Genomic DNA, 14,145 nt, shown 5'->3' with positions numbered 1-14,145 from the left:
GGTTTAATGGAGTACCCATGGAAAGCATCGACCTGCTGGTCCTGCGCACCACCCGAGACTGGCTCGCCGCCGGCCACCGCACCCTGCTCGCCACGGTCGCCCGCACCTGGGGCTCCTCCCCCCGCCCAGTGGGCTCGATGATGGCCCTGCGCAGTGACGGCCGTGTGGTCGGCAGTGTCTCTGGCGGCTGCATCGAGGACGACCTCATTCACCGCTACACCAGCGCCTACGGCGGCCCAGGCATGCCTGGCGGCCTGCCCCAGATGGTGCGCTACGGCGTCAGCGCCGACGAGGCCCACCGCTTCGGCCTGCCCTGTGGCGGCACCCTCGAACTGGTGCTGGAATTCGCCCCTTCGTTGCAACACCTCGAACAACTGCTCGCCGGCCTCGACGGCGGCAGCCTGGTACGTCGTGGGCTCGACCTGCGCAGCGGTGAAGCCAGCCTCACCGCCACCACCACGCCCGAACTGTTCAGCTTCGATGGCCAGCACATGCTCAGCACCCTCGGCCCCGGCTACCGCCTGCTGCTGATCGGTGCCGGCGCGCTGGCCGAATACCTGGCGACCATGGCCCTGTTCAATGGCTTCAGCGTGTCACTGTGCGACCCGCGCCCCGAGTACACGGCCGGCTGGAACGTTGCCGGCGTCAACCACCTGGCCGGCATGCCGGACGATGTGGTCCGCGCCTTCGCCCCAGACCTGCGCAGCGCCATCGTCGCCGTCAGCCACGACCCCAAGCTGGACGACCTGGCCCTGCTCGAAGCCCTGCACAGCCCGGCGTTCTATATCGGTGCCATCGGCTCACGGCGCAACAGCCAGCTGCGCCGCGAGCGGCTGATCGAACACTTTGGCGAAAGCGAAGCGTCGTTGCAGCGCCTGCACGGCCCTATCGGCATTTATATTGGTAGCAAGACCCCGGCCGAGATTGCCGTCAGCGTCATGGCCGAGATCCTAGCGGCGAAGAACGATGTCACCCTGCCCGGCGCAGTCAGCGTGACCCGGGCCAAGGAAGCCGAGCAACTGGCCCGGCCCCTGTAGGAGCGGCCTTGTGTCGCGATGGGGCGCGAAGCGGCCCCGGCGATATCTGCGGCGAAGCTGAAAACAGGGGCCGCTGCGCGCCCCATCGCGACACAAGGCCGCTCCTACAAGGACCGCATACCAGGCTGCAATTTATTGCCATCGCTCCAGGTTTTGCTGCAGCAGTTGCTCCGGCAACGCTCCGGCAACGATCTTTTCCATCTCCCTCGCCAGCGCCTCACGCAGCTTCGGCTGGTTGCAGGGCGAGTCATGCGACAGCGCCAGGTACAGCCCTTCGCTGGATATCGGTGGCTCCAGCACCTGCAAAGTGTCGGCAATCCCCAATGTGCGCGCCAGCGCCAAGCCGGGATACTGCTCGTACACCACGTAATCGCTGCGTTTGTGCATCAACTTCTCGAATGCCTGCTTGGCACCGGGTACCGCTTCGAGGGTGAGGTTGGTCCTGGCGTAGTCGTCGAACTGCTGGCCGTGGCTGTTGTTGACCAGCATGCCGCCTTTGCGCCCCTTCAGGTCGGCCCATTGCCGGTAGGCAAAGGTATTGTCCTGGCGCACCCAGACAACACTTGGGGTATGCAGGAATGCCGGGGCAATGAAGTCCATCTCTTTCCGGCGGGCCTCGGTCTGGAAATACCCAGCCATCAGGTCGATCCGGCCCGTGCGCACTTCTTCCTGGGCGCGCGACCACGGCCCGCCGTAGACCACCTCGATTTCCAGCCCCAGCTGCTTGCCCAGGTACTTGAGCAGGTCGGCATTGGCACCGATCAGTTGCTCGGGGTTCTGCGGGTCGCGCCACAGGTAGGGGGGGTATTCCGGGTTGCCGGTCGCAGTCAGCCGCCGGCATTCCTCATGCGCTACCGCCGCCAGCGGCAGCAGCAGGCACGGCAGCAGCAACAAGGCGTGGCGAAAGCAGCGCTCGATCATCGACAACCCTCGGCACATGTGACATCCGCAGACCCGGAGCGGTGGCCAAAGGCTGCCACATCCTGTGGTCGACTGCAGCACCCATCTGTGCGTGCTGTAGACAGTCTGGACCATGTATGGCCATCAGGTTGGCCTTTTATCGGCCAGAAGGAGCGGCCCTCGTACTTCAGGCCCCCTGCCGGCGCATCGCCAGGATCGCTGCGCCAAAACCTATGAAGGTGGTGCCCACCACCCGGCTGACCCAGCGCGACAGCGACGGCCGGGTCAGCACGCCCTTGGCCCGCGCCGCCAGGGCGGCATACAGGCTCAGCGAAACCAGCGACAACGCCACGAATATCCCGGTCAGGATCAGGAACTGCGGCAGCAGCGCTGCCCCCTGGTCGATGAACTGCGGGAACAGTGCGGTGAAGAACATGGTCGCCTTGGGGTTGGTCACTGCCGTGAGGAAGGCCGACTTGTAGAGTTTCAGCGGCGTGGGCCGGACCTTGGCCACACCCTCTGCGGCGCCCTGCGCCAGCATCGGGCTCTTTTTCAGCAGTTGCCGCGCCCCCAGGTAGAACAGGTAGCCCGCCCCCAGGATCTTCACGGCGTTGAACAGCATTTCGGAACTGGCCAGCAGCGCGCCCAAGCCCAGCATGGCTGCAGCAGAAAGGCAGAACAGGCCCGAACCATTGCCCAGCGACGACCAGATCGCGCTGCGCTGGCCATGGGCCAGGCTGTTGTTGATGGCCATCAGGGTGGCAGGGCCGGGGCTGGCGATCGCGATGGCAGCGACCAGGGTAAAGGCAAACAGCGAGTGAGAATCCATTTTCAGGCTCGTCAGACAATCAGGAAAGGCCGCGCACAGGGTGCGCAGGTTCAGTCGGCATTCTGCCGCTTGGCCGCCTTCTTGGCGATAGCCTTCATCCGCGTTGCCGCCCGCTGCACGGTGGCCATCTTCTCGGGGCGTTTCATGCCCCGCCATTTGCGGATTTCGTCACGGGTGCGGCCGCAGCTCACGCACAGCTCGCTATTGAGCTGGCACAGCGAGACGCAAGGGTTGTCGATGTCTTTGGCCATGCCGCCACTCAGCCGGGCATTTCTGCCCGCGCACGCTCGGCGGCGCCGTGGAACACCTGGCGCACTTCCTCGGCCTTGACCTTGCTGACCGACCTGGCGGCCAGCAGCTCGTCGACCACGCGCAAGCCCTGTTCCAGGGCGGTGGCCAGTTGCTCGGGGTCGGAGGCGTCAGCGATATCACCCAGATAAGGAGCGATGAGATACACGTAACGGTCCTGCAGCTTGAGCGCTTCCAGCGCGTCGAGGGCTTTCTGGAACCGATCGGCAGCGGCAGGGCTCATGCTCAATTTATCGAAATGAATCAGGCTCACACGGTCAGTGGCCATTTGGACGAATCTCCGTTTCCTGGTACGGCCAGACCCACAAGCAGCAGCGCGTCTACGGTGCTCGGATGTGCAGGCCCGGGGAATGCCCATCAGGGTACCAGAACGCGAAGCAGAAAGGGCCATCGCCCCCAGAACTAAAAGTATTTGGCAGGTCGCGTAATGGACGCCCCGGGGCGTTATCGGGACAGGAGCCGCCGTTTCGTGCGCAGGATAATCCCGCCAGCAATCTCCCCGCCGAGGCAGTCATCGAACTCGGTAGCCCACACAACAACAAGCCTGCACCTGCAGGTAAGCCAGAAAGGGGCCTCATCATTCATGGCAAAGGAACACATCACCGAAACGCTCGACCTTGGCGTGACGGACCCCTCGAAAACCGCGGAAGCGCGCCAGGACCGGCGTTTCGAGGGCAAGCTCGACTGGATCGTCTTTGGTTTCACCAGCCTCCTGGCAATCGCTTTCGTCCTCTGGGGCTTCCTCAACCAGGCCAGCCTCGCCAGCAGCGCCTCCAGCGCGCAATCCTGGGTCATTCTCAACTTCGGCTGGTTCTTCGTGCTCACCTCCACGCTGTTCGTGGTGTTCGTGCTGTGGCTGGCGGCCAGCCGTTACGGCCGGGTCCCGCTGGGCCGTGATGGCGAACAGCCAGAATTCCGTACGGTGTCGTGGGTGGCGATGATGTTCAGCGCCGGCATGGGCATCGGCCTGATGTTCTTCGGCGTTGCCGAACCGCTGTCGCACTATGTGTCGCCACCGCCAGGGACGGCCAGCGGGCAGTCCAGCGAAGCGATGCAGGTGGCCATGGCCACCACGCTGTTCCACTGGACGCTGCACCCCTGGGCCATGTACGCCATCGTCGGCCTGGTGATTGCCTATGGCACCTTCCGTCGCGGCCGCTCGCAGCTGATTTCCGCCGCCTTCCGGCCGTTGATCGGCAAGCATGCCAACGGCCCGCTCGGCCGCCTGATCGACATGATGGCGATCTTCGCCACGCTGTTCGGCTCGGCAGCCTCGCTGGGCCTGGGCGCGCTGCAAATCGCCGGTGGCCTGGAGTACAACGGCTGGATCGAAAGCCCCGGCAAGCTGTTCTACATTTCGATCATCACCCTGCTGACCATCGCCTTCGTCACCTCGGCGGTGTCGGGCATCGGCAAGGGCATCCAGTGGCTGTCCAACACCAACATGGTGCTGGCGCTGGTGCTGGCGCTGTTCGTGTTCATGGTCGGCCCGACCCTGCTGATGCTCAACCTGCTGCCAACCTCGATCGGCATCTACGTCAAGATGCTGCCGGAAATGATGGCCCGCACCAACGCCAGCGGCGGTGAGCAGATGAACAGCTGGCTGGCCGGCTGGACCGTGTTCTACTGGGCCTGGTGGATTTCCTGGACGCCGTTCGTGGGCATGTTCATCGCCCGCATCAGCCGCGGCCGCACCATCCGCCAGTTCGTTACCGGGGTGCTGCTGGTACCGAGCCTGGTCAGCCTGGTGTGGTTCACCATCTTTGGCGGCGCGAGTATCGACGCCCTGCGCGAGGGCGCCTTCCAGCTGGCCAATGGTGCGGTCAACAGCAACCACGCGCTGTACCAGTTGCTGGACAGCTACCCGCTGGCCTCGGCGACATCGGTGCTGGTGATGGTTCTGGTGGGTATCTTCTTCGTCTCCGGTGCCGATGCGGCCTCGCTGGTGATGGGCACGCTGTCGGAACACGGCACCACCACGCCATCGCGACGTACGGTGATTTTCTGGGGTGCGCTGACCGGTACGGTGGCGGCGATCATGCTGGCAATCGGTGACCCGAGCGACCCCGGCGAGGCGCTGACCGGCCTGCAGAACCTGACCATCGTCGTGGCCCTGCCGTTCGTGGTGGTGATGGTGCTGCTGTGCCTGGCGCTGTACCGCGACCTGCGCAAGGACCCGATGATGCTGCGCCACCTGCGCGGCAACGAACTGATCGAAAAGGCGGTGCTGTATGGCGCGGTGAAGCATGGCGAAGAGTTCTACATCGTGGTGCAGGAGAAGAAGACTTCGGCCAAGCCGGCGTCGGCAGAGGCCGAGGTGACCGGCAACTGATCGGGCAAGCCCGCTCTCATAGAACAACACATGACTCATTGGTTCGGCGAGGTTCTGTAGGAGCAGCCTTGTGCTGCGAAGAGGCCGGTACTGACAAAGCCTGTCTGTTGCTTGAACCGGCCTCTTCGCAGCACAAGGCTGCTCCTACAAAGGACGCTTCAAACGAGCGATATTTGTTCTCTGCGCGACAGCGCAGCCCAAAAGGGCTGGGCAATCTCCCACAGGGACCGCGTGAGCCGGAGCCTGCGCCGTACCTTGTGGGAGCGGGTTTACCCGCGAAGCAGGCGGCGCGGTGGATGGCACCGGCTTTGCCGGTGTTCGCGGCTAAAGCCGCTCCTACACTGGTACGGCGCAGGTTTCAGGTGCCCAATCAATCACGCAGGAAGCTTTCCTCGAACGGGTAATGGGTCAACAGCTCATACCCGTCCTCGGTCACCAGCAACTGGTTTTCCAGCTTGATCCCGTCATGCCCACCCACTTCGCCCACATAGGCCTCCACGCACAAGGCCATGCCCGGCTGCAGTTCGCCTTCGTAGCCATAGGACTCGAGGTCTTCCGGGTAACGAATGCTCGGGTACTCATCGCATAGCCCCACCCCATGGAACATCACGCCGTAACGCTGCGCGCGGCAGCTCTCGGGCAAGCGGTGGCCGTTGCGGGTGAGTTCGGTGAAGCGCACGCCAGGCTTGACCATTTCGGCGTTGACGTGGATGTGCTCATGGGCAATGCGGTACAGGCGCTTCTGCTCTGCCGTGGGCTCCAGGCCACCGCAGATCCAGCTGCGCGACATGTCCACGCAGAAGCCATATACACCAATCAGGTCGGTGTCGAACGACAACAGGTCACCGTCACCGAGCACCCGCGGGCCGGACTCCTGGAACCAGGGGTTGGTACGCGGGCCAGAGCTGAGGATGCGGGTTTCGATCCATTCGCCGCCGCGGCGGATATTGCCGCTGTGCAGCGCCGCCCACACATCGTTCTCGGTGGCCCCGGCACGCATGGCCTGGCGCATTTCGGCCACCGAGGCTTCGCAGGAAGCCACGGCGCAGCGCATGGCGAGGATTTCGTCGGGGCCTTTGATCAGCCGGGCGAATTCGGTCACTTCCTGGCCATTGTGCACCTGCACGCCGAGCGCATCGAGGGCGCGCAAGCCGGCGACTTCGATGCGGTCCACGGCCAGGCGGCGATTGTTGCCGGCATGGGTGCGCAGCAGTTCGTCGACCTGGGCGCAGAAGCGCCGGGCATGTTCCTCGGTGCGGTCACCGGTTTCGAAATAAAAGAACGAAGCGCCACTGCGCAGTTCGCTGACCAGCGGCAAATGCGCAGACAGGTGATCGCAGCCATGGAAGTCCCACAGCACCACATGGCCGCTGGCGGCGACGAAACAGGCTCGCGCGGGATTGTGGGTGGTCCACAGCTGCATGTTGGTGGTGTCGGTGGCATAGCGGATGTTCAGTGGGTCGAACAGCAGGATGCCACCGAGGTCGCGGGCCACCAGCTGCTCGCGGATACGCTGCAGGCGGTACTCGCGCATGGTTGGCAGGTGCGGCGCCTGCAGGCCGAGGGCAGCCCACTCGGCAAAGGCCAGCGGCGTAGGGCCGATTTCGGTGCGGTCGTTGTCGTCGACCGAACCGTCGGCCTTGAACGCAGCGGCGCGCTGGCGCGACGGGTCGATACGGCGGGCATTGGCGGGGATCGAGAACGGCGATGTCATCATGGCGTGCGGATTTCCTGGTTCTTGTTGTCTGGAAAACAGCGATGCATCGGGGTTGGCGTACGCTTCATCGTGCGTTGATGCGCCTGCTCGTTCGATCAGTCCCTTTGAATGAACAGCGGAGCCCCCAATTGCTACCCGAGTCTAGGGCGGGGCTGCGAGCCGATACATCGACATTTTCTAGGGCTTATTGATTACAAAAACTCATGGACAATCACGCCCACCCCGATCTGCCCCCGATCAAGATGCCCTCACTGCCGTAATCAGCCCTTCAACGCCGCCTCTATCCTGGCCACATCGATCTTGCCCATCTGCATCATGGCCTCGAACGCCCGCTTGGCCGCCGCCCGGTCGGGGTGCCCGATGGCTTCGATGAGGATGCGCGGGGTGATCTGCCACGAAATCCCCCATTTGTCCTTGCACCAGCCGCAGAGGCTGGCCTGGCCGCCATTGTTGACAATGGCATCCCACAAGCGGTCGGTCTCGGCCTGGTCCTCGGTGCTGACCTGAAATGAAAAAGCCTCGCAGTGCGTGAAGGCCTTGCCTCCATTGAGCCCCACGCAGGGAATGCCCATGACGGTGAATTCGACCGTGATCACGTCGCCCTCCTTGCCCGACGGGTAATCACTCGGTGCCTTGTGCAGCGCGATTACCTTGCTGTCGGGGAAGACGCTGGCGTAGAAGTTTGCTGCCTCCTCGGCATCATTGTCGTACCAGAGGCAGATGGTGTTCCTGGCAGTCATGGCCTTGCTCCATGAGCGAATGTGAGCCCCTGAGTCTAGCCCCGGCAAGCAGGGTGAACTCACAGGATCGACAAGGGGTACTCCACGACATTCGCCTCATTGGCAATGCAGCAAAGCCAAGCCGGGTCCTGCAACATCCTGCAGACATTTCCGACGTCAGGTAGTGAACCCGCCTACAAAAAAACGGTCTTTCGCTGACGGTCAACTCACCGACCGGTTCATCGGCCCAGTCACCGGGCCTACTTTTGTCCTGTTTCAGCGAAGACCCAACATGCCCGATTCCCGCCCAACTGCTTCCGCCCTCACTGCCCTGCGCGGCGGCCTGATCGCCACCCTGGTGGCCCTTGCCGCACCGGTGCACGCCGAAGAGCCTGCCAGCGACGCACGCTGGGTCAGCGACAGCCTGAGCACCTACGTGCGCAGCGGCCCCACCGATGGCCACCGCATTGTCGGTACGCTCAAGTCCGGGCAGAAGCTGACCCTGATCGGCAGCCAGGGCAACTACAGCCAGGTGCGCGGGCAGAACGGCGATCTGGTGTGGATCCTCAGCAACGACCTGCAGTCGGTGCCAGGCCAGAGCGAGCGCCTGCCGCAGCTCGATGCCCAGGTCGCGGACCTGACCGGGCAGTTGAAGAACATCGACGACAGCTGGAAGAGCCGCGTGCAGGGCATGCAGGAAACCCTGGATTCACGCAAGAAGCTGATCGACGAACTGGAGGCGCGCAACAAGGCGCTGAATGAACAGCTCGACCAGAGCCAGTCGCAGCTGCGCGATACCCAGGCCCGCCTGGGGGACGAGAACAAGCAGGTGATGATGCGCTACATGGTGTATGGCGGCAGCATTGCCGGCGCGGGCTTGCTGGCGGGGCTGATCCTGCCGGCGCTGACCCGTGGGCGCAGGAAGAACGATCGCTGGTTCTGACTGGGCTTTCCTGCACTGGCCTCTTCGCGGGTAAACCCGCTCCCACAGGTACCGCGCTGGCCTTGAGCCTGTTGGAGATGCTGTGGGAGCGGGTTTACCCGCGAAAGGGCCAGGAAGCGCTTATCTGCTACGTGCCTTGTTGTAGATAGTCTTGGCCTGGTCGGCCGAGGCCTGACACTGCTTCATATCACCCTTGCTCTGAGCATCCTTGGCATTTTGCAGGTGGACTTTGAAGTCATGGGCCATGCCGCCATGCATTGCCTGGCCACTGGCCTTGTCGAAATCCTCAAGCTCCTTGATCTTGGCCGCACAGTTGCTCGCCGGGTCTGCGTGTGCGGCAAAACTGAGGACCGAGGCAATCACCAGCAAAGGTATGCATTTCGTGGATTTCATGGAGCGTTCTCCTGGAAAACCTGAAGGGTCGTCGAGATGACATTGGCTCGACGCAGCAAACAGCATAGTCGGCCATACGCCCCGGCGCCTCGGCTCAGCCCGGGGGCTATGCCCCCTCGGCAAACAGGAAATCGATGAACACCCGCACCCGCAGCGGCATGTGCCGGGCCTGGGGGTAGATCAGCATGAACGGCCGCGAGGTGCCGCCAAACTCGGCGAGCACTTCCACCAGTTCGCCACTGGCCAGTGCGTCCTGCACGGTAAAGCGGTAAGCCTGCATCAGCCCACCGCCATGGCGCACCAGCGTGGCGGTGGCGAGGAAGTCGCCCAAGCAGGTGAACCCACCCTGGGTTTCGATCTCCACCTGCTGGCCATCCTGAAGGAAGCTCCACGGCGGGCGGCGGCCACTGCTGGGCAGTTCGAACTGGATGCACTCATGTTGCAGCAAGTCGTGCGGTGTTCGTGGCGTGCCGGCACGGGCCAGGTAGCCCGGCGTGGCCACCACCACCAGTTCGGCATCTTCCAGGCGACGCGCCACCAGCCGCGAATCGGCCGGCTCGCGACCACGAATGGCCAGGTCGAACGGTTCCTCGGCAAAGTCGACGTTGCGGTTGCTGACATGCACATCCACCTGCACCTTTGGGTAACGCTGGCGAAACCGCGGCAGCAGCGGCAACAGCCGGTGATGAGCATAGGGCGTGGGGGCACTGATACGCAGGCGACCGCTCGGCTCGACCTGCCCGCCCGTGACCTGGCGCTCGGCCTCGACCAGCTGCCCCAGTGCCTGCCGACATTGCTGGTAATAGGCCTGGCCGGCTGCGGACAGGCGCATCTGCCGGGTGGTGCGGACGAACAGGCGCACACCCAGGCGCTCTTCCAGGCGCGCCACGCTGCGGCTGACCGCCGCCGGTGTAACGCCGGCCTCCGTGGCCGCGGCAGTGAAGCTGCCGCTGTCGGCGGCCAGGCAGAACAGCTCCAGGCTGCCCAGTTGCAGATCGTCGAAATGGCGGGTCATGACGGCTCGATTGATTACATGATGTATCGATTGAAATGCCCCGCGCCTCATTTTTCAAGTGCTGATTGCAACCTACAGTGGCTTCACACCGAGCCCATGGCTCACTTCACTGGAGATCATGCACATGAACACGCCACGCACCGTCATCATTACCGGGGCCTCGAGCGGCCTGGGTTTCGCCCTGGCCGAGGCCTTCCTCGAACGCGGCGACAACGTGGTCGGCAACGCCCGCAGCCAAGCCCGCCTTGAGCAAGCCGCCGCCCGCCTCGGCAACCCATCGCGCTTCATCGGCGTGGCTGGCGACATCGCCGAGCCGGGCACGGCGCAGCGCCTGTTCGCCAGCGCCGAGCAAGCCTTTGGCGGGGTCGACCTGCTGATCAACAACGCCGGCATCTTCATTGCCAAGCCATTTGCCGAGTACAGCGAAGCGGATGTCGACGCCCTGGTCGGCACCAACCTCAAGGGGTTCTTCTACCCGGCCCAGGAAGCGGCGCGGATCATGACCAGGCAAGGGCATGGGCAGATCATCGCCATCACCGCCTCCATCGCCTTGCAACCGGACACCCGCGTGCCAGCCCTGCTGCCGGTACTGGTCAAGGGTGGCCTGAACCAGGCGGTGAAAGGCCTGGCGCTGGAACTGGCAGCCAGCGGCGTGCAGGTGAACGCGGTGGCGCCGGGGATCATCGAAACACCGCTGCATGGCGGCAACACACAAGGCATGGGCGCGCTGTCACCCAGTGGCCGCACCGGCTTGCCACAGGATGTCGTGGATGCAGTGTTGTACCTGGCCGACTCACGCTTCGTCAGCGGCGTGATCCTACCGGTGGATGGCGGTAGCACCGCTGGCACCTGGCACTGACAGAGGAGCGAGAACCATGCCCTATGTCCATATTCGCGTAACCGATGAAGGCGTGAGCGCTGAGCACAAGCGCCAGCTGATCGAACAGACGACCCGCATGCTGCAGCAGGTGCTGGGCAAGCCGCCGGCCAGTACCTTTGTGGTGATCGAGGAGGTGCCGACCGATAACTGGGGGGTTGGCGGGGAGACAGTGACCGCGCTGCGGGCCCGAGAGCGGGGTTGAAGCCTGGGGCCGCTGTGCGGCCCTTTCGCGACACAAGGCCGCTCCTACAAGAGGTCGCGTTCCCTTGTAGGAGCGGCCTTGTGTCGCGAAAGGGCTGCAAAGCAGCCCCAGGGCCCTCACTGGCGCAACCGCTCCAACGCCTGCAACACATACCCCGTGGCCCGCTCCACCTGCCCTTCCCGGCAGGCAATGCCCAGTTGACGCCACAACCCCGGCCGCAGCGGCCGGCGGGCGATGCGCCGGTCCAGCTCGGCCGACTCCCCCTCCTGCGGCAGCAGCGTCGCCCCATACCCGGCCCCGACCAGGCTCTTGATCGCATCGTTGTAGTTCAGCTCGATTCGCGGCTCGGGATACAACCCCGCTGCCGCGAACCACTCGCCGGTCACCCGCGAAAGCTGGGTGCTGCTGTCGTTGAGGATCAACGCCCGCTGCGCCAGCCAGGCCGGCGTGACCTTGGCCGGTGGTTGCCAGTCGGCCGGCACGTAGGCCAGGATCGGGTCGCGCCGCCAGGGCGTAACCGCAAGCCCTTTGCCGGCCACCTGTGGCAAGGCCACCAGGCCGATATCCAGCGTGCCCTCGCGCAAGCGCGCCAACGAGGCCTGGGAGGTCAGCACCTGTACCTGCACATCGATCCCCGGGTGCACCGTACGCAAGTGCTCCAGCGCCTGCGGCAGCAGGTGGGCGATGGCACCGGTGGAAGCGCCCAGGCGCACCCGGCCGGTCAGGCCCTCTACCTGTCGGCGCACTTCATCCAGCGCCAGGTCGGCGTCGGCCAGCAGGCGGCGGGCACGGGCCAGCAGGGTTTCGCCGATGACCGTGGGCCGCACCTGGCCACGGGTGCGGGTAAGCAACGGGGCGCCGATGCGCGCCTCCAGCTCGGCCACGTGCAGGCTGATGGTGGGCGGTGCCAGGTTGAGCTGGCGGGCGGCTTCGGCAAAGGAGCCCAGGTCGGAGATGACCACCAGGGTGCGGAGGCGATCGAGGCTGATTTCGCGCATGGGCCATACTCATTCAGAAAAGATGAACATATCGATCATCATATTCAAATTTTCTTTACCAGAGCCACAAGCGAGCATAGGCCATCCCTCCCCGACCGGACTTCGACCATGCACACCCCTGTTGTCTTCATCGACGGTGACCAAGGCACCACCGGCCTGCAGATCCATGCCCGCCTGCAAGGCCGCAGCGATCTGCGCCTGCTGACCCTGCCCGAAGCCGAGCGCAAAGACCCGCAACGGCGCCGCGAGGCAATCAACAGCGCCGACATCGCCCTGCTGTGCCTGCCCGACGATGCCGCCCGCGAGGCCGTGGCGGCGATCCACAACCCGCAGGTGCGGGTGATCGACGCAAGCTCCGCGCACCGCACCAGCCCAGGCTGGGTCTATGGCCTGCCGGAGCTCGACGAGCAGCAAGCCGAGCGCATCGCGCACAGCAAGCGCGTCAGCAACCCCGGCTGCTACCCCACCGGCGCCATCGCCCTGCTGCGCCCACTGGTCAAGGCCGGCCTGCTGCCAGCGGATTACCCGCTGAACATCCACGCCATCTCCGGCTATTCCGGTGGTGGCCGCGCCGCAGTCGAACGGCATGAACAGCCCGCCGCCGGCAAAACCCCAGCCCTGCAACTGTACGGCCTGGAACTGGCGCACAAGCACGTGCCGGAAATCCAGCAGCACGCCGGGCTGTCGGCGCGGCCGATGTTCATGCCCGGCTACGGTGCCTATCGCCAAGGCATCGTGCTGAGCATCCCGCTGCAGTTGCGCCTGCTGCCCGGCCAGGTCAGTGCCGAACAGCTGCAGGCCTGCCTGCAGCAGCACTACCAGGGTGCCCGTCACGTCCAGCTGATGCCCCTGCACCAGCACGGCGCAGCGCCGAACCTCGACCCCGAGGCGTTGAACGACAGCAACGACCTGCGCCTGGCGCTTTACGCCAACCCTGAGCATGGCCAGGTGCTGCTGACCGCAGTGTTCGACAACCTCGGCAAAGGTGCCTCCGGTGCGGCGGTGCAAAACCTCGACCTGATGCTCGGTGCATTGCAGGTACAAGGCTGATCGGCAAAACCGGTTAGACTGTACAGCCCGCGCCCGCATGGCGCGGGCCGCCCATCTACCCGCCGGAGCCCGCCCCCCGATGTTCATCCTGAGCCGCCTCGACAGCGTGCCGCCTGAATCTTTCCAGAACCAGATCCGCGAACTGGTGATCCACCACGTCGGCGAACTGAGCAGTGTCGCCATCAGTGCCGACAACCCGCTGTACCCGCTTTACCAGTACGGCGTCGGCATGGAGGTGCACCAGTACCTGCAAGCACTGGACGGCACCCGCGGCCTGGCCGTGACGCTGACCCTGGCGCTGGATGCCGAGGCACCGGACCAATTGCTGGGGTTTGCCCTGTCGCTGCCGGCCGAGGACGATGAACAGGCCTGCGCCCTGGCATTCCTCGCCGTGCGCGCCAGCCATCGTCGCCAGGGCATCGCCCGCGCCCTGCTGGGCGACCTGCAGGCACGCCACGCCTGCGTCGAGCTGAATGCCTTTGCCAGCCAGGTGCCGTGGTTCGAGGCGATGGGCATGCAGGTGGTGGCCGCCAATGGGCCCCAGGTACTGATGAGCAGTACCGGGCGGGCTAGCGGCGCGCTGATCGGGCGACTGGATATTGCGCCGATCTACCAGACGGCGGAAGTGATGCAGATCCATACCTACCTGCTCAACCAGCAGGGTGAGGATGCGATGATCGAAGCGGAACAGATGCGGGATGAGCGGCTGGACGAACTGACCGCTCAGGCCCAGGAGTGTGTACGGCAGCGCAAGACCGTGCATTGACCCAAGGGCCTGTTCGCGGGCTCGCCCGCTCCCACAGGGATTTCACAAGGCCAAA

General features: G+C 64.7%; 16 protein-coding genes. 7 read left to right on the top strand and 9 right to left on the bottom strand.

Annotated features, from left to right (window positions below):
* Positions 1 to 17 precede the first annotated feature (17 nt).
* Positions 18 to 1,037: an XdhC family protein gene (locus C163_RS11060; protein WP_025338813.1), complete on the top strand. Its 1,020-nt coding sequence runs from the start codon at positions 18 to 20 to the stop codon at positions 1,035 to 1,037.
* Between the two features lie 132 nt (positions 1,038 to 1,169).
* Here the strand turns inward: C163_RS11060 and C163_RS11055 are convergent, their stop codons facing one another.
* The 4 genes from C163_RS11055 to C163_RS11040 all read right to left on the bottom strand — a co-directional run bounded on the left by C163_RS11055 (position 1,170) and on the right by C163_RS11040 (position 3,343).
* Complete coding sequence (locus C163_RS11055; protein ID WP_025338812.1) at positions 1,170 to 1,958, bottom strand: ABC transporter substrate-binding protein; 789 nt, start codon at positions 1,956 to 1,958, stop codon at positions 1,170 to 1,172.
* Positions 1,959 to 2,124: 166 nt separating this feature from the next.
* Complete coding sequence (locus C163_RS11050; protein WP_025338811.1) at positions 2,125 to 2,766, bottom strand: LysE family translocator; 642 nt, start codon at positions 2,764 to 2,766, stop codon at positions 2,125 to 2,127.
* Positions 2,767 to 2,816: 50 nt separating this feature from the next.
* Positions 2,817 to 3,017, bottom strand: coding sequence for a DUF1289 domain-containing protein (locus tag C163_RS11045; RefSeq protein WP_012271937.1), 201 nt, complete (start codon positions 3,015 to 3,017; stop codon positions 2,817 to 2,819).
* A gap of 8 nt (positions 3,018 to 3,025) precedes the next feature.
* Entirely contained in the window at positions 3,026 to 3,343 is a 318-nt protein-coding gene (locus C163_RS11040; protein ID WP_025338810.1) for a hypothetical protein, read from the bottom strand.
* A gap of 315 nt (positions 3,344 to 3,658) precedes the next feature.
* Here C163_RS11040 and C163_RS11035 point away from each other — a divergent pair, with 315 nt between their 5' ends.
* On the top strand, positions 3,659 to 5,407 hold the full coding sequence (locus tag C163_RS11035) for a BCCT family transporter (protein WP_025338809.1): 1,749 nt from the start codon (positions 3,659 to 3,661) through the stop codon (positions 5,405 to 5,407).
* 370 nt (positions 5,408 to 5,777) lie between these two features.
* On the opposite strand, the gene dddP is transcribed toward C163_RS11035, so the two are convergent.
* Both dddP and C163_RS11025 read right to left on the bottom strand, forming a co-directional pair.
* Entirely contained in the window at positions 5,778 to 7,124 is a 1,347-nt protein-coding gene (dddP, locus tag C163_RS11030) for a dimethylsulfonioproprionate lyase DddP (protein ID WP_081742262.1), read from the bottom strand.
* Positions 7,125 to 7,384: 260 nt separating this feature from the next.
* Positions 7,385 to 7,864 (bottom strand): VOC family protein, encoded by a 480-nt coding sequence (locus C163_RS11025; protein WP_025338807.1) that lies wholly within the window; start codon positions 7,862 to 7,864, stop codon positions 7,385 to 7,387.
* A 271-nt stretch (positions 7,865 to 8,135) separates the two neighbouring features.
* On the opposite strand from C163_RS11025, the gene C163_RS11020 reads away from it, so the two are divergent.
* Positions 8,136 to 8,786, top strand: a complete 651-nt coding sequence (locus tag C163_RS11020; protein WP_025338806.1) for a TIGR04211 family SH3 domain-containing protein — start codon at positions 8,136 to 8,138, stop codon at positions 8,784 to 8,786.
* Between the two features lie 120 nt (positions 8,787 to 8,906).
* On the opposite strand, the gene C163_RS11015 is transcribed toward C163_RS11020, so the two are convergent.
* Both C163_RS11015 and C163_RS11010 read right to left on the bottom strand, forming a co-directional pair.
* Positions 8,907 to 9,179, bottom strand: coding sequence for a hypothetical protein (locus C163_RS11015; protein WP_025338805.1), 273 nt, complete (start codon positions 9,177 to 9,179; stop codon positions 8,907 to 8,909).
* 106 nt (positions 9,180 to 9,285) lie between these two features.
* Complete coding sequence (locus tag C163_RS11010) at positions 9,286 to 10,194, bottom strand: LysR family transcriptional regulator (protein ID WP_003259239.1); 909 nt, start codon at positions 10,192 to 10,194, stop codon at positions 9,286 to 9,288.
* A gap of 124 nt (positions 10,195 to 10,318) precedes the next feature.
* On the opposite strand from C163_RS11010, the gene C163_RS11005 reads away from it, so the two are divergent.
* Together C163_RS11005 and C163_RS11000 are read left to right on the top strand one after the other, a co-directional pair.
* Positions 10,319 to 11,053, top strand: a complete 735-nt coding sequence (locus C163_RS11005; protein WP_025338804.1) for an SDR family NAD(P)-dependent oxidoreductase — start codon at positions 10,319 to 10,321, stop codon at positions 11,051 to 11,053.
* Positions 11,054 to 11,069: 16 nt separating this feature from the next.
* Complete coding sequence (locus tag C163_RS11000; RefSeq protein ID WP_025338803.1) at positions 11,070 to 11,276, top strand: 4-oxalocrotonate tautomerase family protein; 207 nt, start codon at positions 11,070 to 11,072, stop codon at positions 11,274 to 11,276.
* A gap of 116 nt (positions 11,277 to 11,392) precedes the next feature.
* Here C163_RS11000 and C163_RS10995 read toward each other — a convergent pair whose 3' ends face one another.
* On the bottom strand, positions 11,393 to 12,274 hold the full coding sequence (locus tag C163_RS10995) for a LysR family transcriptional regulator (RefSeq protein ID WP_025338802.1): 882 nt from the start codon (positions 12,272 to 12,274) through the stop codon (positions 11,393 to 11,395).
* 108 nt (positions 12,275 to 12,382) lie between these two features.
* Here C163_RS10995 and argC point away from each other — a divergent pair, with 108 nt between their 5' ends.
* Together argC and C163_RS10985 are read left to right on the top strand one after the other, a co-directional pair.
* Positions 12,383 to 13,324, top strand: coding sequence for an N-acetyl-gamma-glutamyl-phosphate reductase (gene argC / locus C163_RS10990; RefSeq protein WP_013973018.1), 942 nt, complete (start codon positions 12,383 to 12,385; stop codon positions 13,322 to 13,324).
* Positions 13,325 to 13,403: 79 nt separating this feature from the next.
* Positions 13,404 to 14,090 (top strand): GNAT family N-acetyltransferase, encoded by a 687-nt coding sequence (locus C163_RS10985; protein WP_025338801.1) that lies wholly within the window; start codon positions 13,404 to 13,406, stop codon positions 14,088 to 14,090.
* The last annotated feature ends 55 nt before the right edge of the window (positions 14,091 to 14,145 follow it).

Source organism: Pseudomonas sp. FGI182, assembly GCF_000511325.1.
In the GTDB taxonomy this organism is placed as follows: Bacteria; Pseudomonadota; Gammaproteobacteria; order Pseudomonadales; family Pseudomonadaceae; genus Aquipseudomonas; species Aquipseudomonas putida_Z.
This window is presented reverse-complemented; position numbering and strand designations above follow the sequence as displayed.